Consider the following 26,721-nt stretch of genomic DNA (forward strand, 5'->3'; position numbering starts at 1 on the left):
TTGCTCGTTCGCTGCCGTGTGCGGCTTCGCCGACCCGGCGGACGAGTCGGCGAAGAGGTGTTTCTCGGGCTTCGTCAGCGGATGGACATGCCGGACAGGGTCCGGGCGATGACCAGTCGCTGGATCTCGCTCGTCCCTTCGAAAATGGTGTAGATCGCGGCGTCACGGTGCATGCGCTCCACGGGGTACTCCCGGGTGTAGCCGTTGCCGCCCAGGATCTGGACCGCCTGCGCCGTGACCTTCTTCGCCGTCTCACTTGCGAAGAGCTTGGACATCGAGCCCTCGGCGGCGGTGAACTGCTTTCCGTTGATCGCCATCCAGGAAGCGCGCCACACGAGGAGACGGGCCGCGTCGATGGAGGTGCGCATGTCCGCGAGCTGGAAGGCCACGCCCTGGTTGTCTATGATCGGCCGCCCGAACTGCTCACGCGTCTTGGCGTAGTCGAGGGCGACTTCGTAGGCGGCCCGGGCGGTGCCCACGGCCATGGCGCCCACGGCGGGCCGCGACGCCTCGAACGTGGCCATCGCCGCGTTCTTCACCCGCTCCCCGCCGGTCTTCGCCCGCTCCCGGGCCCGCGCGAGGCGCTGGTCCAGCTTCTCCTTGCCACCGAGGAGGCAGGAGCCGGGCACCCGGACGTTCTCCAGCACGACCTCGGCCGTGTGCGAGGCACGGATGCCGTGCTTCTTGAACTTCTGGCCCTGGGACAGCCCCGGCGTGTTCGGCGGCACGATGAAGGACGCGTGCCCCTTGGAGCCGAGCTCGGGATCGACGACCGCGACGACCACGTGGACGTTGGCGATACCGCCGTTGGTCGCCCAGGTCTTGGTGCCGTTGAGCACCCACTCGTCCTTGGCCTCGTCGTACACGGCACGCGTGCGCATGGAGGCCACGTCGGAGCCGGCGTCCGGCTCGGACGAGCAGAACGCGGCGACCTTGACATCGTTCGCGTCGCCGTACATCTGGGGGATCCAGGTGCCGATCTGCTCCTCGGTACCGTTGGCGAGAACGCCGACAGCGGCGAGACCGGTGCCTACGATCGACAGGGCGATGCCCGCGTCGCCCCAGAACAGCTCCTCCATCGCCATCGGGATGCCGAGCCCGGTGGGATCGAAGTACTGCTGGGCGTAGAAGTCGAGGGAGTAGATGCCTACCTTCGCGGCCTCCTGGATGACCGGCCAGGGAGTCTCCTCACGCTCGTCCCATTCGGCGGCCGCGGGGCGGATGACGTCGGCGGCGAAGCCGTGCAGCCAGTCCCGGACCTCCTTCTGTTCGTCGTTGAGCTCCATGGTGAACTCGGCCATGTCCCCTCCAGCGGCGACGCACGTGCGTGTTACTTGCGGTAACCCGAGTCTGTTACCCACGGGTAGGAAAAGTCAACTCCCGATGACCAGTCAGCAGCCTGTTCGATGTCAATCGCCTGCCGGGTGTTAGTTTGCGCAGGCGTTACCGATTCAGTACGGGTGGGGAGAGCTCATGGACACCACACAGCGGACCGATCAGCAGCGGTCCGCCGACCGCCGCCGGCGCGAACTGCTGGAGGCCGCGGACAGAGTGGTGCTGCGCGACGGGCCGCAGGCCTCTATGAACGCGATCGCCGCAGAAGCCGGCATCACCAAGCCGATCCTGTATCGGCACTTCGGTGACAAGGGGGGACTCTACGCTGCCCTCGCCAAGCGGCACACGGATGCGCTGCTGGACTCGCTCCGGGCCGCGCTGGACGCTCCGGCGGAACGGCGGGAGCGGGTCGAGGCGACGTTGGACACGTATTTGGCCGCGATCGAGGCCCGGCCCCAGGTGTACCGGTTCCTGATGCACCCCGCCGAGGGGGGTCAGGTCGGGGACCAGGGGTTCGATGTCGGTAAGCATTCCGCGCCCTTGCTGCGGAGGATGGGTGAAGAGTTGGGCCAGGTCATCGAGGACCGGCTCGATCTCGGGCCCGGGAGTCAGTTGCTGGCGCGGGTGTGGGGGCACGGGATCGTCGGGATGATGTACGCGGCGGGTGACTGGTGGCTGGGGGAACGGCCTTGCCCGCGGGCGGAGTTGGTGAAGAGTCTGGCGGACCTGTTGTGGGGGCGGCTCGCTGCGGTGGGGGACAAGGTGGGGGGTCCGGGATTCTGATCGTTGAATGACGGCTGTGGGTGTGTGGGGGCTGGTCGCGCAGTTCCCCGCGCCTCTGGTGGGTCAGCTGGACCTGTGCCAAGAAGTCCGGGCCACTTGTCGCATGAGCTTCCGCTTGCGCCGGCCCGCCAAGTGGTCCGCGTAGACCTTGCCCTCCATGTGGTCCATCTCGTGCTGTAGGCACCTTGCGAAGAATCCCGTGCCGTAAATCGTGATCGGGTCTCCCGCCATCGTGAAGCCCTCCACCACCGCGTGGTCGTGGCGTTCCGTCCCTGCCTCCAGACCAGGCAGGGACAGGCAGCCCTCGGGTCCCCTCAGCACCACACCGTCCGTCTCCACCAGGCGTGGGTTCACCACATGCCCCAGGTGCCGGACCTCCTCGTCGTCCGGGCAGTCGTAGACGAAGACGCGCAACGGCACGCCGATCTGGTTGGCGGCGAGGCCCACCCCCTCGGCCGCGTACATCGTCGCGAACAAGTCCTCCACCAGGCTCGCCAGTTCGGGACCGAAGTCCGTGACGTCGTCGCAGGGTGTGTGCAACACCGGGGTGCCGAGCAGGGTGACCGCGCGGACGCGCCCCCGCGTGCCCGGAATGGAGCCGTTTCGCATGGCCGCAAGAGTACGGCGATTCGGGAGTGCTTACGGATCTCGATAGGCTGAGGTCCACACCACGTGGCCGGAGGCTGAGGCGCGGCGCGTACGCAAGGAGGATCGAGATCTGATGACAGGCAACTCGGACCCGCTCTCGCCGCGGGCCAAGCTGGCCGTGACGGCGGGCAAGGCCGTCGCGGCGGCATCCCGAGCCGCGGGTCGCGGCAGCGGTTCGGTCATCGGCGGCCGGGTGGCCCTCAAACTCGACCCCGACCTTCTTGCCCGGCTCGCCCAGAACCTGGACGTCGTGCTCGTCTCGGCGACCAACGGAAAGACCACCACCACGCGGCTGATCGCGGAGGCACTGGGCGCCGCCGGGCCCGTCGTCTCCAACGCCCTCGGCGCCAACATGCCCGCCGGTATCACCTCCGCCCTCGCGGGCGGCTCGGACGCCCGCTACGGCGTCATCGAGGTCGACGAGAAGTACCTCGCGGGCGTGGCCCGCGACACCGACCCCAAGTGCATCGCCCTGCTGAACCTCTCCCGCGACCAGCTCGACCGCGCCGCCGAGACCCGCATGCTCGCGGAGAACTGGCGCGAGGGGCTCGCGGGTTCGAAGGCCGTCGTCGTCGCCAACGCCGACGACCCGCTCGTCGTGTGGGCCGCCTCCTCCTCCCCCAACGTCATCTGGGTCGCCGCCGGGCAGATGTGGAAGGACGACGCCTGGTCCTGCCCGTCCTGCGGTGGTGTGATGCAGCGGCCGGGCGACGACTGGTTCTGCGGCGAGTGCGGGTTCCGGCGTCCCACGCCGAGCTGGGCCCTGTCCGGCGACCACGTGCTCGACCCGCACGGCTCCGCCTGGCCCATCCACCTCCAGCTGCCGGGCCGCGCCAACAAGGCCAACGCGGCTTCCTCCGCCGCCGTGGCCGCCGTCTTCGGCGTACCGCCGCAGGTCGCCCTGGAACGCATGTACCAGGTGCAGGCCGTGGCGGGGCGTTACGACGTCGTCCAGTTCCAGCAGCGCGACCTGCGCCTGCTGCTCGCGAAGAACCCGGCCGGCTGGCTCGAAACGTTCAGCCTGATCGACCCGCCGCCCACCCCGGTGATCCTCTCCGTCAACGCCCGCGGCGCCGACGGCACCGACACCTCCTGGCTGTGGGACGTCGACTACACCCGGCTCACCGGCCACCCGATCTGCGTGATCGGCGACCGGAAGCTGGACCTCGCGGTGCGACTCGAGGTCGCGAACCAGAACTTCCAGGTCTGCGACAACCTCGACCAGGCCGTGCAGATGAGTCCGCACGGCCGTATCGAGGTCATCGCCAACTACACCGCCTTCCAGGACCTGCGCCGCCGCGTCGGCAACTGAGACACAGGGGACTTTTGTGAGCGACAACAGCCTGCGGATCGTCTGGATCTACCCCGACCTGCTCAGCACCTACGGCGACCAGGGCAACGCCCTCGTCATCGAGCGCCGGGCCCGCCAGCGGGGCCTCGACGTGGCCCGCCTGGACGTGCGCAGCGACCAGCCGATCCCGACCTCCGGCGACATCTATCTGATCGGCGGCGGTGAGGACCGGCCCCAGCGGCTCGCGGCCGAGCGGCTGCGCCGGGACGGCGGTCTGCACCGGGCCGTCGGCAACGGCGCGATCGTCTTCTCGGTGTGCGCCGGCTACCAGATCCTCGGGCACGAGTTCATCAACGACCTCGGCCAGCGCGAGCCCGGCCTCGGCCTGCTCGACGTGGTCTCCGTACGCGGTGAGGGCGAGCGCTGCGTCGGTGACGTGCTCGCCGACATCGACCCGCGCCTCGGCCTGCCCCCGCTGACCGGTTTCGAGAACCACCAGGGCGTCACCCACCTCGGCCCCACCGCCCGCCCGTTCGCCAACGTCAAGCTGGGCAAGGGCAACGGCACCGGGGACGGTACGGAAGGGGCGTACAACGACACCGTCTTCGGTACGTACATGCACGGACCCGTGCTCGCGCGCAACCCGCTCATCGCCGACCTGCTGCTGAAGCTCGCGCTCGACGTGAACGCGCTGCCGCCGACCGACGACCGCTGGTACGAGGCCCTGCGCAACGAGCGCATCACGGCCGCGCAGCAGCCCGCCTGAGCAGGAACTTCACCTCGGTTCCCGCCGTCTGTCACGGGCCCGTCTGACGCGGAGTCCGCACAGGTGAGCGGACTCGTCCAGCAGGCGGACGCGTGCTACGGCCCCGCCCCCCTGTGCCGCTAGGGTGGCGGGGTTCGAGCCGGACGACGTGGTCCGGACCCGACCCACGTTGATTCGGTGAGAGGGTTTTTCCGGCTATGCGCATTGGTGTCCTCACGTCCGGCGGCGACTGCCCCGGCCTGAACGCCGTCATCCGGTCCGTCGTGCACCGTGCCGTCGCCGACCACGGCGACGAGGTCATCGGTTTCCGGGACGGCTGGAAGGGCCTCCTGGAGTGCGACTACCTCAAGCTCGACCTCGACGCGGTGGGCGGCATCCTGGCCCGCGGCGGCACGATCCTCGGCTCCTCCCGGGTCCAGCCCTCGCATCTGCGGGACGGCGTGGAGCGGGCCAAGGGGCATGTCGAGGAGCTCGGTCTCGACGCGATCATTCCCATCGGCGGTGAGGGCACGCTCAAGGCGGCCCGGCTGATGTCGGACGCCGGTCTGCCGATCGTGGGCGTGCCCAAGACCATCGACAACGACATCGCGGTCACGGATGTCACCTTCGGGTTCGACACCGCGGTAGGGGTCGCGACGGAGGCCCTCGACCGGCTCAAGACCACCGCCGAGTCCCACCAGCGGGTGCTCGTCGTCGAGGTCATGGGGCGGCACACCGGCTGGATAGCGCTGCACTCCGGGATGGCGGCCGGTGCGCACGCCATCGTCGTGCCGGAGCGGCCCTTCGACATCGAGGAGCTGGCGCGCCGGGTCGGGGAGCGGTTCGAGGCGGGGAAGCGGTTCGCGATCGTCGTCGCCGCGGAGGGGGCCAAGCCGGCGCCCGGCTCCATGGCCTTCGACGAGGGCGCCAAGGACATCTACGGGCACGAGCGCTTCGCCGGGATCGCCCGTCAGCTGTCGATCGAGCTGGAGGAGCGGCTGGGGAAGGAAGCCCGGCCGGTCATCCTGGGGCACGTGCAGCGGGGGGGTACGCCGACCGCGTACGACCGCGTCCTCGCCACCCGGTTCGGATGGCATGCGGTGGAGGCCGTGCACCGTGGGGAGTTCGGTCACATGACGGCTCTGCGGGGGACCGACATCGTGATGGTGCCGCTCGCGGAGGCGGTCGAGACGCTGAAGACGGTGCCGGAGGACCGGTACGCCGAGGCGGAGTGCGTGCTGTAGGTCGTACGGCGGTTGTGTGCCCCCGGTCCAGGATGTGACCGGGGGCAGTCTTAGTCTGGGGCGGACAGACTCGCACAACCCCCACGAATCAGGAGCCGCCGCGATGGACCACAGCGGGCACGGCATGACCCACGACTTGGCACCGTTCACGCTGGGCCGAGGGCTTCAGTGGTCGGCCGACCCCTTCTTCCTCGTCGCCTGCCTCCTTGCGCTCGGTCTGTACACGTGGGGGGTCGTGCGGCTGCGGCGCCGGGGGGACGCGTGGTCCGTGGGGCGGACCATTTCCTACGTGTCCGGTGTGCTGTCCATAGGGCTGATGATGTGCACCAGCCTGAACGACTACGGCATGGTCATGTTCAGCGCGCACATGGTGCAGCACATGGTGATCAGCATGCTGTCGCCGATCCTCATCCTGCTCGGCGCCCCGGTGACCCTGGCCCTTCGAGCGCTGCCCGTCGCGGGCAAGGGCCGCAAGGGACCGCGTGAGCTGCTGCTGGCACTGCTGCACAGCCGGTACATGCGGATCATCACGCACCCGGCGTTCACCATTCCGCTGTTCATCGCGAGCCTGTACGGGCTGTACTTCACGCCGGTCTTCGACTTCCTGATGGGGTCGAAGACCGGCCACATCGCGATGATGGTGCACTTCCTCGCCGTCGGTGTCGTCTTCTTCTGGCCGATCATCGGCGTCGACCCGGGCCCGCAGCGGCCCGGGTATCTGATGCGGATGCTGGAGCTGTTCGCCGGGATGCCGTTCCACGCCTTCTTCGGCATCGCGCTGATGATGGCGTCCGAGCCCATGGTGGAGACGTTCAAGAACCCGCCCGCCTCGCTCGGCATCGACGCGCTCTCCGACCAGAACTACGCGGGCGGTATCGCCTGGGCGTTCAGCGAGATTCCCTCCGTACTGGTGCTGATCGCACTGCTGTTCCAGTGGTACGGCTCCGAACAGCGGCAGGCCAAGCGCACGGACCGGGCCGCCGACCGCGACGGCGACAAGGATCTCGAGGCGTACAACGCGTATTTGGCCTCATTGAACGCACGCGGGCGCTGAGAGGCTTCGCCTTTCCGAAGCATTCAGTAGCATGAAGCGCGTTGGGGGAACCGCCGGGGGGAGCGGTCATGACACTTCGCGCATTTATGCACAGGATCGCCGTCCTGGCGATTTTCTCACTGCTGCTGAGCGGTTGTGAGAAGGGAAATCCACTGACGGTGGTCAAGGCGGTCGCCGCCGGTGTGCCCTCGCTCGCTCCGTTCTTCGAGGAGAACAGCGGGCTGGGCAGGGACATCACCACCGCCGTGCGGTCGCAGCCCGTCCAGGGAAGTCTCCAGCAGGGGGACACGCCCGGTCTGTACGGCGGCAGCAAGCAGCCGACCATCTGTGACGTCGCCGAACTCGAACGATTCCTCACCGATCCCAGGAATCACAAAAAGGCACAGGCGTGGGCCGGCGTGCTGAACATCGGCACGGACGGGATACCGGAATATCTGGATCGACTCACACCGGTTCTGTTGCGTCACGACACTCTCGTCAAGAACCACGACTACAAGAAGGAAAAGGCCGTCCCGTACAACTCCTTGCTCCAGGCGGGAATCTCGATTCTCGTCGATGAACGAGGGCTTCCGGCTGTGAAGTGCTCGTGTGGAAATCCACTGCGGCCCTTCGAGGGTGACACCGGCCGGATTTCCGTCCAGTTCGAGGACGGCAACAAGAAGTGGGCGGGATACCAGCGGGAGTCGGTGGTGGCCGTGAAGCCCGCTCCGCGGAAACTGGCACGGATCGCTCTCGTCGACGTCCAGGAACCCGCCCGCGGCATCAACCGTCCGGTCGGCAGCACCGGCGAGAAGGACACCACCTTCCCCACGAAGAAGCGCCGCACGGTGCCGGACCTGGCCGGGAGGACCTTCGCCCGGGCCAGCCGTGAGCTGGTCGACGCCGGGCTGGCGGCCGGGTACGCCGGGCAGGGAGTGCCGCCGGACGGCGCGAAGGTCACGGCGACCGACCCGCCCGCGGGGACACAGCTGCCGTTCGGGCAGTACGTGATGCTGACCGTGGCCGGGGGCGGCACGAGCACCTCCGGCGGGGAGACCGGGCCCACGACCACTCCCCCGCCGTCCTCCTCGGGGGCGAAGACACCGCCCACGAGCACTCCGCCGAAGTCGGGGCCCTCGGGATCGTCCGGCGAACGGCCCGGCGCGTCCTCCTCGCCACCTCCGTCCTCGTCGAGCAGGCCCGGGGAGGCCTCGTCACCACCGTCGTCGAGCACGGCTCCCGGCTCGCCGTCGCCCGGGAAGGCGAGCAGTCCGCCGAGCCCACCGCCCTCGAAAAGTTCACCGCCGACCGGCGCCCCGGTCACCAGCAGCCCGTCACCGCCACCGGCGACGACCAGCGCGCCCGCCACCAGGGAGCCGCCCAGCAGCGCTCCCGTGACCACCAGGCCGGCCACCTCCCCACCCGCCACGAGCGAACCCGCGACCACTGAGCCCGCGAAGACTGAGCCCGCCACCAGTGAGCCCGCCACCGACGGGCCGAGCACCACGGTCGCCGCGTAGCACCCCCGAAGAACCCGAGGAACCCGCAGAACCGGAGAGTCACCGGATGTCTTCAGGATCACCGACGTCGGGAGTGGGCCGGGTCATCGCCGGCCGCTATCTGTTGCTCACCCCGCTCGGCAGCGGCGGCATGGGCCATGTGTGGCTCGCCCACGACCAGAGACTCGACTGCGAGGTCGCGCTCAAGGAGATCGTGTTCCGCGACCCGGTGGAGGCGGACCACGAGCGGGAGGCCCGGGTGGCACGGGCCCGCGCGGAGGCCCGGCACGCGGCGGGGCTGCGCGGCCACCCGCACGTGGTGACCGTGCACGACGTGCTGGAGCACGAGGGGCTGCCGTGGATCGTCATGGAGTACGTGGCGCACGCGGTGGACCTGCGTGACCTGGTCGACTCCCGCGGACCGCTGGCCCCGGCGGAGTGCGCCCGGATCGGCCTCGCCGTGCTGGACGCGCTGACCGCCGGGCATCAGCGGGGCGTGATGCACCGGGACGTGAAGCCGGCGAACATCTTGCTGGCGCCGGACCGCGCGGGATCGCCGTACGGACGCGTCCTGCTCACCGACTACGGCATCTCCGTGCAGCCGGACGCCGGGGAGACCCGGTACACGCTGGCGTCCGTGCTGGTGGGCACTTCGGGCTATCTGGCGCCCGAGCGGGCCACGGGCGGAGCGCCCACCCCGGCCGCCGACCTGTTCTCGCTGGGCTGCACGCTGTACCACGCCGTTGAGGGTGTGGGTGCCTTCGAGCGGGAGTCGCATCTCGCCGAGGTGACCGCGGTGGTCATGGAGGAGCCGCGGCCCGCCGTGCGCGCCGGTGCGCTGGGTCCCGTACTGCAGAGGCTGCTCGCCAAGGACCCCGGGCAGCGGTGGTCGGCGGCGGAGGCGGAGGCCGCGTTGTCGCGGATCGTGACGCCGCAGGCCGAGCCGTACGTCCGCACCCAGACCGACCTCGGTTCCCAGCCGCCCTGGGCCGGGGTGCAGGTGCCGCCGCCCGGTCCGCCGCTGAACGGCCACCGGTCCCGCACCGAGGGCGAGCCGCCCTTGGTGCTCCCGCCTCCGCCGCCGCAGGGCGGCCGCCGGCGGCGGGAGCGCTCGCACGCCCTGCGGGCCGTCCTCGCCTGCGGTCTCGGGCTGCTGCTGGCCCTGGGCGGTGTCTGGTACGCCATGGCCGACCGGTCGTCGGACGCCGGAGGCGGACGACAGGGCTCCTGGCAGCCGTACGGCGAGACGGTCGGGCTCACGAGACCACTGCGGGACGGCGACTGCGTCATCGCCGACTGGCCGGGCTCGGAGCGTTTCCGGGGAACACCTCGGCTGCGGCTGGACCCCACCTGCGGGACGGCCCTGGACGGTCAGGTGATGGCGTTCGTGACGGCCTCCTCGGCCGACGAGGCGCGGCGGACGGGGGCGGCGCGGTGCGAGGAGCGGACGCGGGAGATCCGGGACCGGCTCGCGGACGTCCGCAGCCGGGCCGTCGTGCCGACCGACGTCGGCTTCGAGGCGGCGGGACGGCGCACCGCGTGTCTGGTCCTGGGCGGGAACGGGCCGGTGTACGGGCCGATCGGTACCCATCGCAGGCTGGGCTCGGGGTTCGCGGACACGGCGACCATGCAGCGACGGGACTGTCTGGACGTGCGCACGAACCGGGACGCCCGGCTGGTCTCCTGCGAGGGCTCCCACGACGAGCAGGTGCTCGGATTCACCCGTCTGGATCCTGACGTCACGCTGTCCGAGGCGCGGACCGAGTCGGACACGGCGTGCGCGCGTGACGTGCCGCCGGGCGACTACGGCTTCGATCCGTCCGTCTACACCGCGGGCTCCTGGACCAGTGAGGGGCCCTGGAAGAACGGCACTCATTTCGTCGTATGCACCGTCCGCAGGCAGAACGGGGGCACCATGGAGGGGGACGAATCCTGAGGAGGGTGTTGCGATGCCCGGTACCGGTTCCACGGATGGCTCGACCCGCACGATGGGGGTGCTCACCGTCGGCGGTCTCGTCGCGGTGACCGCCTACACGGTGGCGCTCGGCAGCAACGGCTGGCTGTGGTTCGGCTGGGTGGTGCTGGGCCTGATCACCCTCGGGATGGTGGCCACCCGCAGCACCTGACGTCAGCCGTCCGTGAGACGGCCCGCCGAGTGCACGCCCGGCTGGTACTTGGGCAGCCGGGCGGTGATCTTCATGCCCGCGCCGACGGCGGTCTCGATGACGAGGCCGTAGGAGTCGCCGTACACCTGGCGGAGCCGGTCGTCGACGTTGGACAGCCCGATGCCGCCCGAGGGGCTGACCTCGCCCGCGAGGATACGGCGGAGCAGGACCGGATCCATTCCGGCGCCGTCGTCCTCGATCACGACCAGGGCCTCGGCGCCGGCGTCCTGGGCGGTGATCTGGAGCCGGCACTTCTCGGTCTTGCCCTCCAGGCCGTGCTTGATGGCGTTCTCGACCAGCGGCTGCAGACACAGGAACGGCAGGGCGACCGGCAGCACCTCCGGGGCGATCTGCAGGGTGACGGAGAGGCGGTCGCCGAAGCGGGCCCGCACCAGCGCCAAGTAGTGGTCGATGGCGTGGAGTTCGTCGGCGAGGGTGGTGAAGTCGCCGTGCCTGCGGAACGAGTAGCGGGTGAAGTCGGCGAATTCGAGGAGCAGTTCACGGGCGCGCTCGGGGTCGGTACGGACGAAGCTGGCGATCACCGCGAGCGAGTTGAAGATGAAGTGCGGGGAGATCTGGGCCCGAAGTGCTTTGATCTCGGCCTCGATCAGGCGGGTCCGGGACTGGTCCAGGTCTGCCAGCTCCAGCTGGACGCTCACCCAGCGGGCGACCTCCCCGGCCGCGCGGACCAGGACGGCCGACTCGCGGGGCGCGCAGGCGACCAGGGCGCCGTGGACGCGGTCGTCGACGGTGAGCGGGGCGACGACCGCCCAGCGGACCGGGCAGTCAGGGGCGTCGCAGGTGAGCGGGAAGGCCTCGCCGCGGCCGGTCTCCAGCGGGCCCGCGAGGCGTTCCATGATCTCGGTGCGGTGGTGGCTGCCCACGCCGTCCCAGACCAGGACCTGTTTCTGGTCGGTGAGGCACAGCGCGTCCGTGCCGAGCAGTGATCGCAGTCTGCGGGCCGACTTGCGAGCGGTCTCCTCCGTCAAGCCGGCCCGCAGCGGGGGCGCCGCCAGGGAGGCGGTGTGCAGGGTCTCGAAGGTGGCGTGTTCGACGGGGGTGCCGAGGCCGCCCAGGGTCTGGGGTCGGGCCGTACGCCGGCCGAGCCAGAACCCGGCTGCCAGCAGCGGGAGGATCGCCACGCACAATCCGGCCAGGAATCCGCTCATGCCTTCACCTCCGCCCGCAGTTCCTCCGGCAGGTGGAAGCGGGCGAGGATCGCCGCCGTGCCCGCCGGTACCCGGCCCGCGGTGGCCAGGGACACCAGCACCATGGTGAGGAAGCCGAGCGGCACCGACCAGAGCGCGGGCCAGGCGAGCAGGGCGTGCAGCGGGCCGCGGGCCGGGAAGCCGGCCATGGTCGCGGCCACGGCGAGGAACGCGGAGCCGCCGCCGACCAGCATGCCCGCGGCGGCGCCGGGCGGGGTCAGCCGCCGCCACCAGATGCCGAGCACGAGCAGCGGGCAGAAGGAGGACGCGGAGACGGCGAAGGCGAGCCCGACCGCGTCGGCGACCGGCAGCCCGCCGACCAGGACGCTCGCGGCCAGCGGGACGCACATCGCGAGGACCGTGCCGAGCCGGAAGTGCCGTACGCCGCGCGAGGGCAGGACGTCCTGGGTGAGCACGCCCGCCACGGCCATGGTGAGTCCGGAGGCCGTCGACAGGAACGCGGCGAAGGCCCCGCCCGCCACCAGCGCGCCCAGCAGCTCGCCGCCGAGGCCGCCGATCATCCGCTCGGGGAGCAGCAGGACGGCGGCGTCGGCGTCTGCGGTGAGGGTGAGTTCGGGGGCGTACAGGCGGCCGAGGGCGCCGTAGACCGGGGGCAGGAGGTAGAAGCAGCCGATCAGGCCGAGGACGGCGACCGTGGTGCGGCGGGCGGCGACGCCGTGCGGGCTGGTGTAGAAGCGGACGACGACGTGCGGCAGGCCCATGGTGCCGAGGAAGGTGGCGAGGATCAGTCCGTACGTGGCGTACAGGGGCCGGTCCTCGCGGCCCGCGGCGAGGGAGGTCGACATGCCGTCGCTGGTGCCGCGGTCGGCGGCGGGGACGGTGGTGCCCTCGGCGAAGGTCAGCTCGGTGCCCCGGTCGATGTGGTGGGTGCCTGCGGGCAGTCGGAGCTCCTGGTCCTCGTGGCGGCGGCCGTCGACCGTACCGGTGACCGTGACGGTCAGGGGGCTCTCCAGCGTGAGGTCGAGGGTGGAATCGACGCGGACCACCCGCTGTTCACGGAAGGTCGCCGGTTCCTCGAAGGCGTGGCTGGGGGCACCGTCGCCCTGCCAGGCGAGGATGAGGAAGAGGGCGGGGACGAGCAGGGCGGTGAGCTTGAGCCAGTACTGGAAGGCCTGCACGAAGGTGATGCTGCGCATGCCGCCCGCGGCGACGGTGGCGACCACGACGGCCGCGACGATCACTCCGCCGAGCCACTGGGGCGCCCCGGTCAGCACGGTCAGCGTCAGTCCGGCGCCCTGGAGTTGGGGCAGCAGGTAGAGCCAGCCGACGCCGACCACGAAGGCGCCCGCGAGTCGTCGCACGGCCTGGGAGGCGAGCCGTGCCTCGGCGAAGTCGGGCAGGGTGTAGGCGCCGGAGCGGCGCAGGGGGGCGGCGACGAACAGGAGCAGGACGAGATAGCCGGCCGTGTAGCCGACGGGGTACCAGAGCATGTCGGGGCCCTGGACGAGGACCAGGCCCGCGATGCCCAGGAAGGACGCGGCGGAGAGGTACTCGCCGCTGATGGCGGCCGCGTTCAGGCGGGGGCCGACGGTGCGGGAGGCGACGTAGAAGTCGGACGTGGTGCGGGAGATGCGCAGGCCGAACGCGCCGACGAGCACGGTGGCCACCACCACGAGCGCGACGGCGGGGACCGAGTAGCTGGAGTTCATCGGTCCTCGACCAGCCGCACGAAGTCCCGTTCGTTGCGTTCGGCGCGGCGTACGTACCAGCGGGCCAGCAGGACCATCGGGACGTAGAGGCCGAAGCCGAGGACGCCCCATTCGAGGCGGTGGGCGTCCGGCATGGCCGCGAAGAGCAGCGGGAGCGGCCCTATGAGCAGTCCGAGGAAGGCGAACACCGCGAGGGCGGCGCGCAGTTGGGTGCGCATCAGGGAGCGGACGTAGGTGTGGCCGAGGGTGGTCTGTTCGTCGATCTCGGTGCGCGGCCGGTAGTAGCCGGAGGTGGGGCGACTGCGGCGGGGCGGGCCGGTGACGACGACGCGCCGCTCGGTGGGGTCCTGCGGCATGACTACGGCCTCCTCATCAGCAGGTCCCGCAGCTCACGCGCGTGGCGGCGGCTGACCTGGAGTTCCTCGCCGCCGACGACGACGCTCACCGTGCCCGCGTCCAGGCGGAGTTCGCCGACGTGGCGCAGGGCGACCAGGTGGCGGCGGTGGATGCGGACGAAGCCTCGGGAGCGCCAGCGCTCCTCCAGGGTGGACAGCGGGATCCGGACGAGGTGGCTGCCCTTGTCGGTGTGGAGGCGGGCGTAGTCGCCCTGGGCCTCGACGTGGGTGATGTCGTCGACGGCGACGAACCGGGTCACCCCGCCGAGTTCGACGGGTATGTGGTCGGGGTCGGGTTCGTGCACGGGTATCCGGGGCGCGCTGCCGAGGCGTTCGGCGGCGCGGCGGACGGCCTCCGCGAGGCGTTCCTTGCGCACCGGTTTGAGCACGTAGTCGACGGCCTTGAGGTCGAAGGCCTGGACGGCGAAGTCCTCGTGGGCGGTGACGAACACGACGAGCGGCGGGGTGGCGAACCCGGTCAGCAGCCGGGCGAGATCGAGGCCGTCGAGGCCGGGCATGTTGATGTCGAGGAAGACGACGTCGATCGCCTCGGGCCCGCCGGGTCCCGACTCCAGAGCGCGGTTGATGCGGCGCAGCGCCTCGGTGGCGTCACCGGCGCCCTCCACACTGCCGATCCGGGGGTCGGCGCTCAGGAGATAGAGAAGTTCCTCCAGCGAGGGGCGTTCGTCGTCGACAGCCAGGGCGCGCAGCATGAACCCGGAGTGTAGGAGTAATTCGTACGACTGGACACGTGCGGAGGCGTGGACGCCCCCGCTGGATACAGTGCCGACATGAGCAGCAGGACCGTCGCCTTCGACGAGCTGGACCGGAAGATCATCACCGCGCTGATGGCGAACGCGCGGACGTCCTTCGCGGAGATCGGTTCGGCGATCGGGCTGTCGTCCACGGCGGTGAAGCGGCGCGTGGACCGGCTGCGCGAGACCGGGGTCATCACCGGGTTCACGGCCACGGTGGAGCCGTCGGCGCTGGGCTGGCGAACGGAGGCGTACGTCGAGGTGTACTGCGAGGGCGCGGCCCCGCCGCGGCGGCTCGCGGAGGTGGTCCGCAACCATCCGGAGATCACCGCGGCGATGACGGTGACCGGCGGCGCGGACGCCCTGCTGCACGTACGGGCGCGGGATGTGGAGCACTTCGAGGAGGTGCTGGAACGCATCCGCGTGGAGCCGTTCATCCGGAAGACGATCAGCGTGATGGTGCTGTCCCATCTGATCCCGGAAAGCCCCGAGGCGGGGGCGACCCAGGCCGCCCCCGAATAAACCTCCCCACGCGCATCAGTCATGCGTCGTACGGGTCGAATACGCAGCATTCCTGCGCAGACACGCACTTCCTTTTCCTTGTCGGGCGTGACCGTCACTTCCTACCTTGGTGTCAACCCTCAGTCGACACCGCAGGAAGCGGAGGAACCCCTCTGTGACCGACTCCCGTGTGCCGCGCCGACGGCGTTTCCTCGTCTGCGAACCCAGACACTTCGCCGTGCAGTACGCGATCAATCCCTGGATGCATCCCGACACCCATGTCGACGTGGACCTGGCGCAGGAGCAGTGGCGGACACTGATCCGCACCTATGAGGCGCACGGTCACGACGTCGCGGCCGTGGAGCCGGTCCCCGGTCTTCCGGACATGGTCTTCGCCGCGAACTCGGCGGTCGTCGTCGGCGGCCGCGTCTTCGGCTCCCTCTTCCACGCGCCCCAGCGGCGCCCCGAGTCCACGCACTACGACCTGTGGTTCAAGACGGCGGGCTACGACGTCCACCGCCCCGCCGCGGTCTGCGAGGGCGAGGGCGATCTCGTCTGGACGGGCCGGTACGTGCTGGCCGGAACCGGGTTCCGCACGACCCGGGAGGCGCACCGCGAGGTGCAGGAGTTCTTCGGGCACCCGGTGATCAGCCTGACGCTGGTGGACCCGCACTTCTACCATCTGGACACCGCGCTGTTCGTTCTCGACGACGCCAACATCGTGTACTACCCGGAGGCCTTTTCGCCGGGCAGTCGCGAGGTACTCGCACGGCTGTACCCGGACGCGGTGCTCGCGACCCGTGACGACGCGATGGCGTTCGGCCTGAACTCCGTGTCCGACGGCCGGCACGTCTTCATCGCTCCGCAGGCCGAGGCCCTCGCCGTGCGCCTCGACGACCACGGCTATGTCCCCGTCCCCGTCGACCTCTCCGAGTTCCACAAGGCCGGCGGCGGCATCAAGTGCTGCACCCAGGAGATCCGCTCATGACCGCACCCGTAAGCACGCGTTCCTCCGCCGATCTCATCCGTGCCGAGGAGCCGGTCCTCGCGCACAACTACCACCCGCTGCCCGTGGTCGTCGCACGTGCCGAGGGCACCTGGGTGCAGGACGTGGAGGGCCGCCGCTACCTCGACATGCTGGCCGGCTACTCCGCCCTCAACTTCGGCCACCGCCACCCGGCGCTGATCGAGGCGGCGCACCGGCAGCTCGACCGGCTGACGCTGACCTCCAGGGCCTTCCACAACGACCGGCTCGCCGAGTTCGCGGAGCGCCTCGCCGAGCTGACGGGGCTGGACATGGTGCTGCCGATGAACACCGGCGCGGAGGCGGTGGAGAGCGCCATCAAGGTGGCCCGCAAGTGGGCGTACGAGGTCAGGGGCGTCCCGGCCGACGGGGCCACGATCGTGGTGGCGGCGGAGAACTTCCACGGCCGTACGACGACGATCGTGTCGTTCTCCACGGACGAGACGGCCAGGGCGGGCTTCGGCCCCTTCACGCCGGGCTTCCGGATCGTGCCGTACAACGACCTGGCGGCGCTGGAGGCGGCGGTCGACGAGACCACGGCCGCGGTGCTCCTCGAACCCATCCAGGGCGAGGCGGGCGTGGTCATCCCGGACGACGGCTATCTGACCGGCGTCCGCGAGGTGACCCGCCGCACGGGCTGTCTCTTCATCGCGGACGAGATCCAGTCGGGCCTCGGCCGTACGGGCCGTACCCTCGCCGTGGAACACGAGGGAGTCGTCCCGGACGTCCTGCTCCTGGGCAAGGCACTGGGCGGCGGCATCGTCCCGGTCTCCGCGGTGGTCGCCCGCCGTGACGTCCTCGGCGTACTGCGCCCGGGCGAACACGGCTCGACGTTCGGCGGCAACCCGCTCGCGGCGGCGGTGGGCACGGCGGTGGTCGAGCTCCTGGAAACGGGCGAGTTCCAGCGCCGGGCGGCCGACCTGGGCACGGTCCTGCGGGACGGCCTGACAGGGCTGGTGGGCAAGGGTGTCGTCGGCTTCCGCGCCCGGGGCCTGTGGGCCGGCGTCGACATCGACCCGTCCCTCGGCACGGGCCGCGAGGTCAGCAAGCTGCTGATGGACGAGGGCGTCCTGGTCAAGGACACCCACGGCTCGACGATCAGGCTGGCACCGCCGCTGACGATCACGGCGGAGGAACTGCGATCGGCACTGGGAGTACTGGAAAAGGTACTCAGGCGCTGACCCGCACTCACCCCACGGCAGACCCCCTCCCCGGCCGCGCACTCCACCAGACCGGGTGAAGATGTGACGAAGAGGTGATAGACCACTCTCAGCGACAGAGAGGTCGGGCGTGGGCGCTCAGGAGGAGCACGGCACCGCGCGGCACCGGTTCGACGTGGCCGATGCCGCGCCCCTGCTGCTCGACGCCCACGGCACGGTGACCGGCTGGACCAAGGACGCCGAGCGCCTGCTGGACTACCCCGCCACCGAAGCCGTAGGACAGAGCGTCGCAGCCCTTCTCGCCCCTGAGGACGCCCGCCGGCTGCCGGAGATCACCGCACGCTGCCGGGCCGACGGCAGTTGGGCGGGGCTGCTGACCGCCCTGCACAGACACGGCCGGCCGGTCCCGGTCATGGTCCGGATCACGGTCGCCGACGACTCCGACAACTCGGAACGCTGGCTGGTGCTGCTGTCCGAGATGGCGGAGGCCCCCGGCTGGGACATGAGCCGCCAGGTACTGGAGCAGATGGTCACCCGCTCTCCCATCGGCATCGCGATCGTGGACACGGACCTGCGCTGTGTGTGGTCCAACCCGGCCCTGGAACAGTTCGGCAGCGCCCCGGCCCAGCAACGGCTGGGACTGCGGTTCGCGGAGATCCAGCCGGGCCTGGACGCCGAGGCGATAGAGGCGCAGATGCGGCGCGTACTGGAGACCGGTGAACCGATCGTGGAGTACGAGCACGTCGGCCGGGTCCGCTCCGCCCCGCACCGCGAGACCGCGCACACGATGTCGTTCACCCGGATCGACGACGACCGGGGTCACCCGATCGGCGTCTACTACACGGTCGTCGACATCACCGAGCGGCACCGGGCGCGGCAGCGGCTCGCTCTGCTCGACCGGGCCGGCGAGTACATCGGCCGCAGCCTGGACATCCGGCGCACCGCGCAGGAGTTGGCCGACGTGGCCGTACCCGCGCTGGCCGACTACGTCACCGTGGACCTGCTGGAGTCGGTGCTGCGGGGAGCGGAACCCACCACGCATGTGCCGCTGCTGCGGTCCGGGCAGCAGTCGGTGAACGAGGGTGTTCCGGAGGCCGTCGTCGAGGTCGGTGACGTGGCCGCCTACCGGCCCGGGTCGCCCCCGCTGCGCTGTCTCGCATCGGGTGAGCCCTGGCGGGAGGAGCGCCTGGACCCGCTGGCCGCGGAGTGGGCGACCGACATACCGGGCGGGCGGCAGGCCACATTTCTCGAGCTGGGCCTGCACAGCGTACTGGTGGTGCCGATCCGGGCCCGTGGCGTCACCCTGGGCGTCACCACCTTCTTCCGCCGGCGCCGCCAGGAACCCTTCGACGCGGGGGACCTGAACCTCGCCGAGGATCTCGTCTCGCGGGCGGCCGTCTGCGTGGACAACGCCCGGCGCTACACGCGCGAGCGCGAGGCCGCGCTGGTCCTGCAACGCAGTCTGCTCCCCCACCGGCTGCCCGAGCAGGACGCCGTGGAGGTGAGCGCCTGCTACCGGCCCGCCGACGAGCTGACGGGCCTGGGCGGCGACTGGTACGACCTCATCCAGCTCTCCGGCGCGCGGGTCGCCCTCGTGGTCGGCGAGGTACCCGGGCACGGCATCGGCGCCGCCGCCTCGATGGGCCGGCTGCGGACTGCCGTACGGACGCTGGCGGCGCTGGACCTGCCGCCCGAGGAGGTGCTGGGTCACCTCGACGACCTGGTCGCCCGGACGGCGCGCGAGGAGGGTGTGGGGCCGGAGACGGAGGACACCGACAGCGCCCAGGGCTCCGGATGTGTGTACGTCGTCTACGACCCGGTCGACGGGCAGTGCACGATGGCCGCCGCCGGCCATCCCGCGCCCGCGGTGATCCTTCCCGACGGCACGGTCGCCTTCGTGGACCTTCCGCAGGGGCCGTCGCTCGGCGTCGGCGGTCCCCCCTTCGAGTCGGTCGAGCTGGCCCTGGCGGCGGGCAGCACGCTCGCACTGCACACCGACGGGCTGCTCGCCCACGGCGAGGAGTGGGCCGTGGACGCGGGCCGGGACCGGCTGCGCCAGGCCCTGGAGAGGTCCGCGCCCACGCTCGACCTGCGCTGCCGGGCCGTGGTCGACGCCCTGGCCCCCGACCGGCCGCACGACGACGTGGCCCTGCTCATGGCCCGCACCCGGCTGCTGGGGCCCGACCAGGTCGCGGACTGGGACGTGCCCGTCGACCCGGCCCTCGTCGCCGAGGCCCGCAAGACGGCGTCCCGGCAGCTGACGGAGTGGGGCCTGGAGGCGTTCGCCTTCACCACGGAACTGGTCGTCAGCGAACTGGTCACCAACGCCATCCGGCACGCGGTCGGCCCGATCCGGCTGCGGCTGATCCGGGAGCGGTCGCTGGTCTGCGAGGTGTTCGACAGCGGCGACACCGCGCCCCATCTGCGCCACCCGCGCACCACGGACGAGGGCGGCCGGGGGCTGCTGCTGGTCTCCCAGTTCGCCCAGCGCTGGGGCACCCGGTTCGCGCCCGAAGGGAAGATCATCTGGGCCGAGCAGTCCCTCGAGGAACCGCCGGACTGACCTCCGACCCGTGCATACCGTGTGAAAATGGTGCGATCCCGGCGGGGAGGCAGCAGCCATGAGCGACAGAACCAGCGACACCGACTCCAGCGACTGCGCAGCCATCGACTACGCAGCAGTGTTCCAGGCACTGCCCGGCATGGTCGCGCTGCTCACGCCCGACCTGGTGTACGCGGACGTCAACGCCGAGTTCCTGCACATGGCCGGGCGCCGGCGCGAGGAGCTCGTGGGCCGCTATCTCTTCGACGTCTTCCCGGACAACCCGAACGACCCCGCGGCGACCGGTATGCGCAATCTGGCCGCCTCCCTGCGCCGGGTGCTGGAGACCGGCGAGCGCGACTCCATGGCCCTACAGCGGTACGACGTCGAGGCACCCGGTCGGCCGGGAGAGTGGGAGGAGCGGTACTGGAGCCCCTGCAACGCCCCGATCCTCGGCGCGGCCGGCAACGTCGAGCTGCTCGTGCACCGGGTCGAGGAAGTCACCGAGCTGATCCGGGCCCGCGGCGGCCCGAGCGCCGACCGGAACCGGGTCCTGGAGGCCGAGCTGTACACCCGCGCCCGTGAACTCCAGGAGGTCAACGAACGGTTGCGGCAGGCCCAGGCCCTTGACCGCGAGGTCGCGTTGACACTCCAGGAGGCCATGCTGCCCACCTCCCGGCAGACGTTGCATCACAGGGCCGCCGTGCGCTACCGGCCCGCGGTCGGCACCCTGAACGTGTGCGGCGACTGGTACGACCTCGTCGACCTGGTGGGCGGCCACCGCGTCGGTGTCTCGGTCGGTGACGTGGTGGGCCACGGGCTCCCGGCCGCCGGGGTGATGGGCCAGTTGCGCAGCGCCCTGAGCGCCGCCTCCCGGGTGGCCGGGGGTCCGGCCGAGGCCCTGGACGTGCTGGGCCGGTACGCCCACGTCGTGGACGGCGCCGAGTCGGCGACCGCGGTCACCACGTTCATCGACCTCGACCACGGCACCCTCACCTACAGCAGCGCGGGGCATCCACCGCCGATGCTGGTGCACCCCGACGGCCGGGTGGAGTGCCTGGACAAGGCGACCGACCCGCCGCTCGACGCCCGTCCCGACCCGATGCCCCGGGTGCAGGCCGCGACCACCTTCACCAGCGGCGCCACCCTCGCCCTGTACACCGACGGCCTGGTGGAGCGGCGCCGCGAGGACATCGACACCGGGCTCGCCCGGCTCGCCGACTCCCTCGCCCGGCACCGTGAGGACGATCCCGAGGCCCTCGCGGACGCGGTCCTGCTGGAGCTGCTCCCGCCCGGCGGCGCCACGGACGACACGGCGCTGGTCATCGTACGGCTTTGAACGCGACAGGAGCCCGTCCGGGAATCAAGAGCGGCCCTTTGGCCGACCACCCCCGCGGTTCACGCCACAGCGCCCGGTCGGGTTGCCGCGCTCCGCCCGCCGGCACCAAGCTGGTCCGGCGTTCGGCCCTGTTCCGGCCGTCGTGCCCTGCCCCTACACTGACAGCCCCGCCTCACGCCGGTTGACCAGCCAGAACGCGGAGTTGAGCCGTCCGCCCGACCGAGGAGCGCCCCCTCTTGTTCTACTACCTGCTCAAATACGTGCTGTTGGGGCCGTTGCTGAGACTGGTTTTCCGGCCTCGAATCGAGGGTCTGGAGCACATCCCGGAGTCGGGTGCGGCCATCGTCGCCGGCAACCACCTGTCCTTCTCCGACCACTTCCTGATGCCCGCGGTGCTCAAGCGGCGCATCACCTTCCTGGCGAAGGCCGAGTACTTCACCGGCCCCGGCATCAAGGGCCGGCTGACCGCCTTCTTCTTCCGCAGCGCCGGGCAGATCCCGGTCGACCGCTCCGGCAAGGAAGCGGGCCAGGCCGCCATCCGCGAGGGTCTCGGCGTACTGCGCAAGGACGAACTGCTCGGCATCTACCCGGAGGGCACCCGCTCCCACGACGGCCGTCTCTACAAGGGCAAGGTCGGCGTCGCGGTGATGGCGCTCAAGGCCCAGGTGCCGGTGATCCCGTGCGCGATGATCGGCACCTTCGAGGCACAGCCGCCCGGCAAGGTCATCCCCAACATCCACCCGGTGGTGATCCGCTTCGGCAAGCCGCTGGACTTCTCCCGCTACGCCGGGATGGAGAACGAGAAGGCGATCCTGCGGGCCATCACCGACGAGATCATGTACGCCATCCTGAAGCTGTCCGACCAGGAGTACGTCGACCAGTACGCGGCCGTGGTGAAGGCGGAGGAGACCGCCGCGCGCAAGGAGAAGGAGCGCAAGTTCCCCCGGATTCCGCTGAGCTGAGGTCTGCCGTCGGCAGAACCCCCTGGAGGAACCGGAGTTGTCCGCCGTACGGTCGCCGCATGACACGACGTGCTGTGGTGATCGGAGCGACGGGACAGATCGGGCGGGCGGCCGTGGGCGCGCTGGCCCGGGACGGCTGGGAGGTGACGGCCGTCTCCCGGGGCGGCGGACGGGACGAGGGCTGGCCCGCGCAGGTGCGTACCGCGCGGGCCGACCGGGAGGACGACTCGGCGCTGGCCGCCGCGGTGGGCGACGGCTGCGAGGTCCTGGTGGACATGGTCGCCTACGGACCCGTGCATGCACGGCAGTTGGTGTCGCTGGCCGACCGGGTGGGGTCGGCCGTGGTGATTTCCAGCGTGTCGGTGTACGAGGACGACAAGGGCCGTAGTTTCGACACCCAGGGCGAGCCGGAGGGCTTCCCCGAGTTCCCCGTGTGGGTGACGGAGGACCAGCGGACGATCGCGCCCGGCGAGGCCTCGTACAGCACCCGCAAGGCCGGCCTGGAGCGTGAACTCCTCGCCGCGGGCGACCGGTTGCCCACGACACTGCTGCGCGCCGGAGCGATCCACGGACCGCACTGCCGGACCCCGCGCGAGCTGTACTTCGTCAAGCGCAACCTGGACGGCCGGCCTCGGCGCCTCCTGCCGTACGGCGGCGTGAGCCGATTCCACCCGGCCAACGTCCACAACATCGCCGAACTCGTCCGGCTGGCCGCCGCGAAGCCCGGCAGCAGGGCCCTGAACGCCGTGGACCCGGACGCCCCGACGGTGGCGGAGATCGCCGCCGCGATCGACTCGGTGATGGGCGTCGAGACGGAGAGCGTGCTGATCGACGGTCCACCGCCCTCGCCGACCGTGGGGGACACGCCGTGGTCGGTACCGGTGCCGGTCGTCTTCGACATGTCCGCCGCCGAACGGGAGTTGGGGTACCGACCGGTGGTGGCGCGGTACGCGGACCGGCTGCCGGAGACCGTCGCCTGGATCGAGGGGCAACTGGCCGGAGGGGACTGGCGGGAGGCGTACCCGAAGATGTTCCAGACCTACGGCGACCTGTTCGACTACGCGGCGGAGGACGCGTATCTCGACGCGCTCGGCGCATGAGAATCGGCGCATGAGAAAGGCGGCCGGTGGCTCCGGCCGCCTTGTCCCGTGGTAGTTGCTACGGCTTGGGCGTGGCGTGCGGGGTGCACGTCACGTCGGCCTTGTCCAGCTTGCCGGTGAGCAGGTAGGCGTCCACCCGCGGGTTGATGCACGGGTTGACCAGACCGGTCACGCCGTGGGAGCCCGCGTCCTTCTCGGTGATCAGGCGGGAGCCCTTGAAGCGCTTGTGCAGTTCGACGCCGCCCTCGTACGGGGTGGCCGCGTCACGCTCGGACTGCACGATGAGCACGCCGGGCAGTCCCTTGCCGGTGCGGACCTCGACCGGGGTCTGCTGCTTGACCGGCCAGGTGGCGCACGGCAGGTTCAGCCAGGCGTTGGCCCAGGTCATGAACGGGTACTTCTTGTCGAGCGCGGTGTTGTCCTTGTCCCACTTCTTCCAGCTGGTGGGCCACTTGGCGTCGGTGCACTCCACGGCCGTGTAGACGGCGTTGCCGTTCTCCGAGGAGATGTTGCCCGCGGTGTCGGACAGGTCCGGGGCGGCCGCGTCGACGAGCGCCTGGGTGTCACCGGCGACGTACTTGCTGAACACCGTCGCGACCGGGACCCACGAGGAGTCGTAGTACGGGGCGCTCTGGAAGAAGCCGATCAGTTCGGCCGGGCCGACGACCCCGCCGATGGGGTTCTTCTTGGCGGTGGCGCGCAGTTCGAGCCACTTCGCCTGGACCGCGGCACGGGTGGTGCCGAGGTGGAAGGCGGCGTCGTTGGCGGCGACCCAGTCCTCCCAGTCCTTCCAGCGGCCCTCGAAGGCGATGTCCTGGTCGAGGTTAGCCTCGTACCAGATCTTCTCCCGGGACGGGTTGACGACGCTGTCGACGACCATGCGGCGGACATGGCCGGGGAACATCGTGCCGTAGACGGCGCCGATGTAGGTGCCGTAGGAGACGCCCAGGTAGTTGAGCTTCTTCTCGCCGAGTGCGGCGCGGATGACGTCCAGGTCGCGCACCGTGTTGGGCGTGGTCATCTGCTGGAGCATCGCCGTGCCGGTGCGCTCGGCGCAGCCCTCGGCGTACTCACGGGCCAGCTTGCGCTGGGCGCGCTTGTCGGCCTCGGAGTCCGGCACCGGGTCCATCTTGGGCGCCTTCACGAACTCCTGCGGGTCCATGCAGGAGATGGGCGCGGAGTGGCCGACACCGCGCGGGTCGAAGCCCACGAAGTCGTACGCCTTGGCCGCGTTGGCCCAGATCGGGTTCTTGGTCGTGACGCGGAGCGGGAAGCGCATGCCGGAGCCACCGGGTCCGCCCGGGTTGTAGACGAGGGCGCCCTGACGCTCCGCCTTGGTGCCGGTGTTGCCGATGTGGTCGACGGCGAGCTTGATCTGCTTGCCGTTCGGTTTGGTGTAGTCCAGCGGCACGCTGACCCAGCCGCACTGGACGGGCTTCGCGATCCCCCAGTCGGCGGGGCAGTCGGCCCAGTCGATACCGGCCTTCGCGGCACGGGCGGCGGCGATCGCGGCACCGACGGACGCACGGTCCTGTCCGTGCCGGCCGGCAGCGGCCTGCGTGTTGGCGCCGGACGCGGGTGCCGCGACAGCACCGGATATGAGTGTGGCCGTGATGAGTACTCCGGCCGAACCGAGTGCGGTTGTCCGCCACTTCGGTCTCGTCTCCCTCAAGAGGGACCTCCCCCTACGTCGTTTCGATTCGTACGGGGATCCTCGTGGCTGTGCAGACCTTGTGAACAGGGGATGCGTCTCTTCTTTGCCAATCCGATAAACGGAAGGGGTCGTTCGCTGGGCGGACTAGACGCTAAGGATCGCCAGCGCCTCGTCCAGCACCCGGCGCAACAGCAGGGCGTCCGGGGCCACGGCGGTGACGAGCGCGGCGGGCCCTGCCAACGGTACGAGGGCGGCGCCCTCGCCGAGCACCTGTGCCGTCACCGGCTCGTCGGCGAACTCCGGTCGTACGACGAGAAGTTGACCGACGGCCCGATGTCCCGCGAGCACGGCCGGCCCGTCCCAGCCGCCCGGTGCCCCGGGCCCGCAGGCCAGTTCCTGGTCGAGCACGGTGCGTCCCGCGACGCGCAGCACGAGCCGGCTGCTGAGCCGCCCGGGTTCCTCCCCCGCCCGTCCGAGGACCTGCTCCTCGCGCAGCACGAGCCGACTCGTCGCCGCGAGGTCGATCCGTGTGGTGACATACAGATCGCTGCCCCCGGCGGAGATCAACTGCTCGGGCAGCCAGTGAAGTTCGCCCCCGTCGGCGACGGTGAGCCGGACGTCGTAGCGGGCCTCGCCCTTGGTCTGCCCCGGCAGGGCGATGGTGGCCGCGGCCGATCCGAGGCGCAGTCGAGCGCCTTCCCGGATGTCGGCCTCCACGGTGAAGTGGTCGCCGCCGAGGGGCCCGCTCATCGCGCCGACGAGCATGACCCGCGTCTCGGCACCGCTCCCCCGGGTCCGCCGCAGCGCCAGCGGCCCGTCGCTCTCCAGCACGGGCAGGGCCGTACCGCCGCGCCCGTCGTCCCGCGCGACGATCCGCGCGGTGGCTCGTACCCCGGTCCCGGGCGCGGTCATGCCGTCCACGCGGCGAGCTGTGCCCGGACCCAGTCGGCGACGTCCGTGACCCCGGCCTCGCTGCGCAGCGACTGGAGGACGACGGGCAGTTCGGCCCGCTGGGCCTTGGCGTCGGCGGCCATCCGCGCGAGGTCGGAGCCGACGTACGGGGCCAGGTCGGTCTTGTTGACGATGAGCAGGTCGGCGGTGGTGACGCCGGGGCCGCCCTTCCTCGGGATGTCGTCTCCGCCCGCCACGTCGATGACGAAGATCTGCGCGTCGACGAGCCCCTTGGAGAAGGTGGCGGTGAGGTTGTCGCCGCCGCTCTCCACGAGGATGAGGTCCAGGGGGCCGACCTCGTCCTCCAGGTCCTCGACGGCTTCGAGGTTGGCGGAGATGTCGTCCCGGATCGCGGTGTGCGGACAGGCGCCGGTCTCCACCGCGGTGATCCGCTCGGGGGGCAGCACGGCTTCCCTGAGCAGGAACTCGGCGTCCTCGCGGGTGTAGATGTCGTTGGTGACGACGGCGAGGGACAGTTCGTCGCGCAGGGCCCGGCAGAGGGCGGCGACGGTGGCGGTCTTGCCGGAGCCGACGGGGCCGCCCAAGCCGATACGCAGGGCTCGGTGGGAGCCGTCCGGGCGGTGGGCGTCGGCGCTCACTGCGGCGGGGCCGTCGTGGTGGTGGTCCAGGTGCATGTACGGCTCCTCTGGTTTCGTGGTCGGGTGCGAGTGTGTGGGGGCTGGTCGCGCCCACGCGGCGGAGCCGCATATGGATGCA

Annotated in this window: 24 protein-coding genes; 15 read left to right on the forward strand and 9 right to left on the reverse strand. The window is 70.9% G+C overall.

The features are described from left to right. Positions 1-74: 74 nt before the first annotated feature. Entirely contained in the window at positions 75-1,301 is a 1,227-nt protein-coding gene (locus QF027_RS07690) for an acyl-CoA dehydrogenase family protein (protein WP_306984885.1), read from the reverse strand. 172 nt (positions 1,302-1,473) lie between these two features. On the opposite strand from QF027_RS07690, the gene QF027_RS07695 reads away from it, so the two are divergent. Next, a complete protein-coding gene (locus tag QF027_RS07695; protein ID WP_266524561.1) occupies positions 1,474-2,118 on the forward strand; it encodes a TetR family transcriptional regulator in 645 nt (214 codons plus the stop codon). 63 nt (positions 2,119-2,181) lie between these two features. Here the strand turns inward: QF027_RS07695 and def are convergent, their stop codons facing one another. Further along, entirely contained in the window at positions 2,182-2,727 is a 546-nt protein-coding gene (gene def, locus QF027_RS07700; RefSeq protein ID WP_306984883.1) for a peptide deformylase, read from the reverse strand. A gap of 112 nt (positions 2,728-2,839) precedes the next feature. On the opposite strand from def, the gene QF027_RS07705 reads away from it, so the two are divergent. The 7 genes from QF027_RS07705 to QF027_RS07735 all read left to right on the forward strand — a co-directional run bounded on the left by QF027_RS07705 (position 2,840) and on the right by QF027_RS07735 (position 10,704). Beyond that, entirely contained in the window at positions 2,840-4,078 is a 1,239-nt protein-coding gene (locus tag QF027_RS07705; protein ID WP_057610631.1) for a MurT ligase domain-containing protein, read from the forward strand. Positions 4,079-4,094: 16 nt separating this feature from the next. Next, complete coding sequence (locus QF027_RS07710; protein ID WP_057610630.1) at positions 4,095-4,823, forward strand: type 1 glutamine amidotransferase; 729 nt, start codon at positions 4,095-4,097, stop codon at positions 4,821-4,823. A gap of 197 nt (positions 4,824-5,020) precedes the next feature. Continuing rightward, positions 5,021-6,046, forward strand: coding sequence for a 6-phosphofructokinase (locus QF027_RS07715; RefSeq protein WP_306984880.1), 1,026 nt, complete (start codon positions 5,021-5,023; stop codon positions 6,044-6,046). 103 nt (positions 6,047-6,149) lie between these two features. Next, the gene (locus tag QF027_RS07720; protein WP_307073623.1) at positions 6,150-7,100 is read left to right on the forward strand and encodes a cytochrome c oxidase assembly protein; all 951 of its coding nucleotides are present in this window, start codon (positions 6,150-6,152) and stop codon (positions 7,098-7,100) included. Positions 7,101-7,168: 68 nt separating this feature from the next. Further along, a complete protein-coding gene (locus QF027_RS07725; protein WP_307073625.1) occupies positions 7,169-8,599 on the forward strand; it encodes a PASTA domain-containing protein in 1,431 nt (476 codons plus the stop codon). Between the two features lie 46 nt (positions 8,600-8,645). Continuing rightward, the gene (locus QF027_RS07730; RefSeq protein WP_307073627.1) at positions 8,646-10,514 is read left to right on the forward strand and encodes a serine/threonine-protein kinase; all 1,869 of its coding nucleotides are present in this window, start codon (positions 8,646-8,648) and stop codon (positions 10,512-10,514) included. Positions 10,515-10,527: 13 nt separating this feature from the next. Further along, positions 10,528-10,704 (forward strand): hypothetical protein, encoded by a 177-nt coding sequence (locus tag QF027_RS07735; RefSeq protein WP_031053721.1) that lies wholly within the window; start codon positions 10,528-10,530, stop codon positions 10,702-10,704. Positions 10,705-10,706: 2 nt separating this feature from the next. Here the strand turns inward: QF027_RS07735 and QF027_RS07740 are convergent, their stop codons facing one another. Genes QF027_RS07740 through QF027_RS07755 form a run of 4 tightly spaced genes read right to left on the reverse strand, consistent with a single transcriptional unit; the run spans position 10,707 to position 14,729 of the window. Then, positions 10,707-11,912 (reverse strand): sensor histidine kinase, encoded by a 1,206-nt coding sequence (locus QF027_RS07740; protein WP_306984870.1) that lies wholly within the window; start codon positions 11,910-11,912, stop codon positions 10,707-10,709. Then, positions 11,909-13,621, reverse strand: a complete 1,713-nt coding sequence (locus QF027_RS07745; protein WP_306984868.1) for a sodium/solute symporter — start codon at positions 13,619-13,621, stop codon at positions 11,909-11,911. The genes QF027_RS07740 and QF027_RS07745 overlap by 4 nt, the downstream gene beginning before the upstream one ends. Continuing rightward, positions 13,618-13,977, reverse strand: a complete 360-nt coding sequence (locus tag QF027_RS07750) for a hypothetical protein (RefSeq protein WP_306984866.1) — start codon at positions 13,975-13,977, stop codon at positions 13,618-13,620. Before QF027_RS07750 ends, QF027_RS07745 begins: the two co-directional genes overlap by 4 nt. Positions 13,978-13,979: 2 nt before the next feature. Further along, entirely contained in the window at positions 13,980-14,729 is a 750-nt protein-coding gene (locus tag QF027_RS07755) for a LytR/AlgR family response regulator transcription factor (RefSeq protein WP_306984864.1), read from the reverse strand. Positions 14,730-14,807: 78 nt separating this feature from the next. Here QF027_RS07755 and QF027_RS07760 point away from each other — a divergent pair, with 78 nt between their 5' ends. The 7 genes from QF027_RS07760 (at position 14,808) to QF027_RS07790 (ending at position 23,399) form a co-directional block, all read left to right on the forward strand. Further along, complete coding sequence (locus QF027_RS07760) at positions 14,808-15,293, forward strand: Lrp/AsnC family transcriptional regulator (RefSeq protein WP_306984862.1); 486 nt, start codon at positions 14,808-14,810, stop codon at positions 15,291-15,293. A gap of 154 nt (positions 15,294-15,447) precedes the next feature. Beyond that, on the forward strand, positions 15,448-16,260 hold the full coding sequence (gene ddaH, locus QF027_RS07765; RefSeq protein WP_306984860.1) for a dimethylargininase: 813 nt from the start codon (positions 15,448-15,450) through the stop codon (positions 16,258-16,260). Then, positions 16,257-17,477 carry an ornithine--oxo-acid transaminase gene (gene rocD, locus QF027_RS07770; RefSeq protein ID WP_307073629.1) on the forward strand — a complete coding sequence of 407 codons (1,221 nt, stop codon included), beginning with the start codon at positions 16,257-16,259 and terminating at the stop codon, positions 17,475-17,477. The genes ddaH and rocD overlap by 4 nt, the downstream gene beginning before the upstream one ends. Before the next feature lie 109 nt (positions 17,478-17,586). Further along, a complete protein-coding gene (locus QF027_RS07775; protein ID WP_306984856.1) occupies positions 17,587-20,019 on the forward strand; it encodes a SpoIIE family protein phosphatase in 2,433 nt (810 codons plus the stop codon). A gap of 58 nt (positions 20,020-20,077) precedes the next feature. Beyond that, on the forward strand, positions 20,078-21,337 hold the full coding sequence (locus tag QF027_RS07780) for a PP2C family protein-serine/threonine phosphatase (protein WP_306984854.1): 1,260 nt from the start codon (positions 20,078-20,080) through the stop codon (positions 21,335-21,337). A gap of 236 nt (positions 21,338-21,573) precedes the next feature. Then, the gene (locus QF027_RS07785) at positions 21,574-22,299 is read left to right on the forward strand and encodes a lysophospholipid acyltransferase family protein (RefSeq protein WP_306984852.1); all 726 of its coding nucleotides are present in this window, start codon (positions 21,574-21,576) and stop codon (positions 22,297-22,299) included. A 74-nt stretch (positions 22,300-22,373) separates the two neighbouring features. Continuing rightward, positions 22,374-23,399 (forward strand): NAD-dependent epimerase/dehydratase family protein, encoded by a 1,026-nt coding sequence (locus QF027_RS07790; protein WP_373431082.1) that lies wholly within the window; start codon positions 22,374-22,376, stop codon positions 23,397-23,399. 58 nt (positions 23,400-23,457) lie between these two features. Here QF027_RS07790 and QF027_RS07795 read toward each other — a convergent pair whose 3' ends face one another. The 3 genes from QF027_RS07795 to ureG all read right to left on the reverse strand — a co-directional run bounded on the left by QF027_RS07795 (position 23,458) and on the right by ureG (position 26,639). Next, positions 23,458-25,071 carry an alpha/beta hydrolase gene (locus QF027_RS07795; RefSeq protein ID WP_307073631.1) on the reverse strand — a complete coding sequence of 538 codons (1,614 nt, stop codon included), beginning with the start codon at positions 25,069-25,071 and terminating at the stop codon, positions 23,458-23,460. Between the two features lie 126 nt (positions 25,072-25,197). Continuing rightward, entirely contained in the window at positions 25,198-25,965 is a 768-nt protein-coding gene (locus tag QF027_RS07800) for an urease accessory protein UreD (RefSeq protein WP_306986780.1), read from the reverse strand. Next, positions 25,962-26,639, reverse strand: coding sequence for an urease accessory protein UreG (ureG, locus tag QF027_RS07805; protein WP_306984846.1), 678 nt, complete (start codon positions 26,637-26,639; stop codon positions 25,962-25,964). The genes QF027_RS07800 and ureG overlap by 4 nt, the downstream gene beginning before the upstream one ends. Positions 26,640-26,721: the final 82 nt, after the last annotated feature.

Source organism: Streptomyces canus, from assembly GCF_030816965.1.
GTDB classification, from domain to species: domain Bacteria; phylum Actinomycetota; class Actinomycetes; order Streptomycetales; family Streptomycetaceae; genus Streptomyces; species Streptomyces canus_E.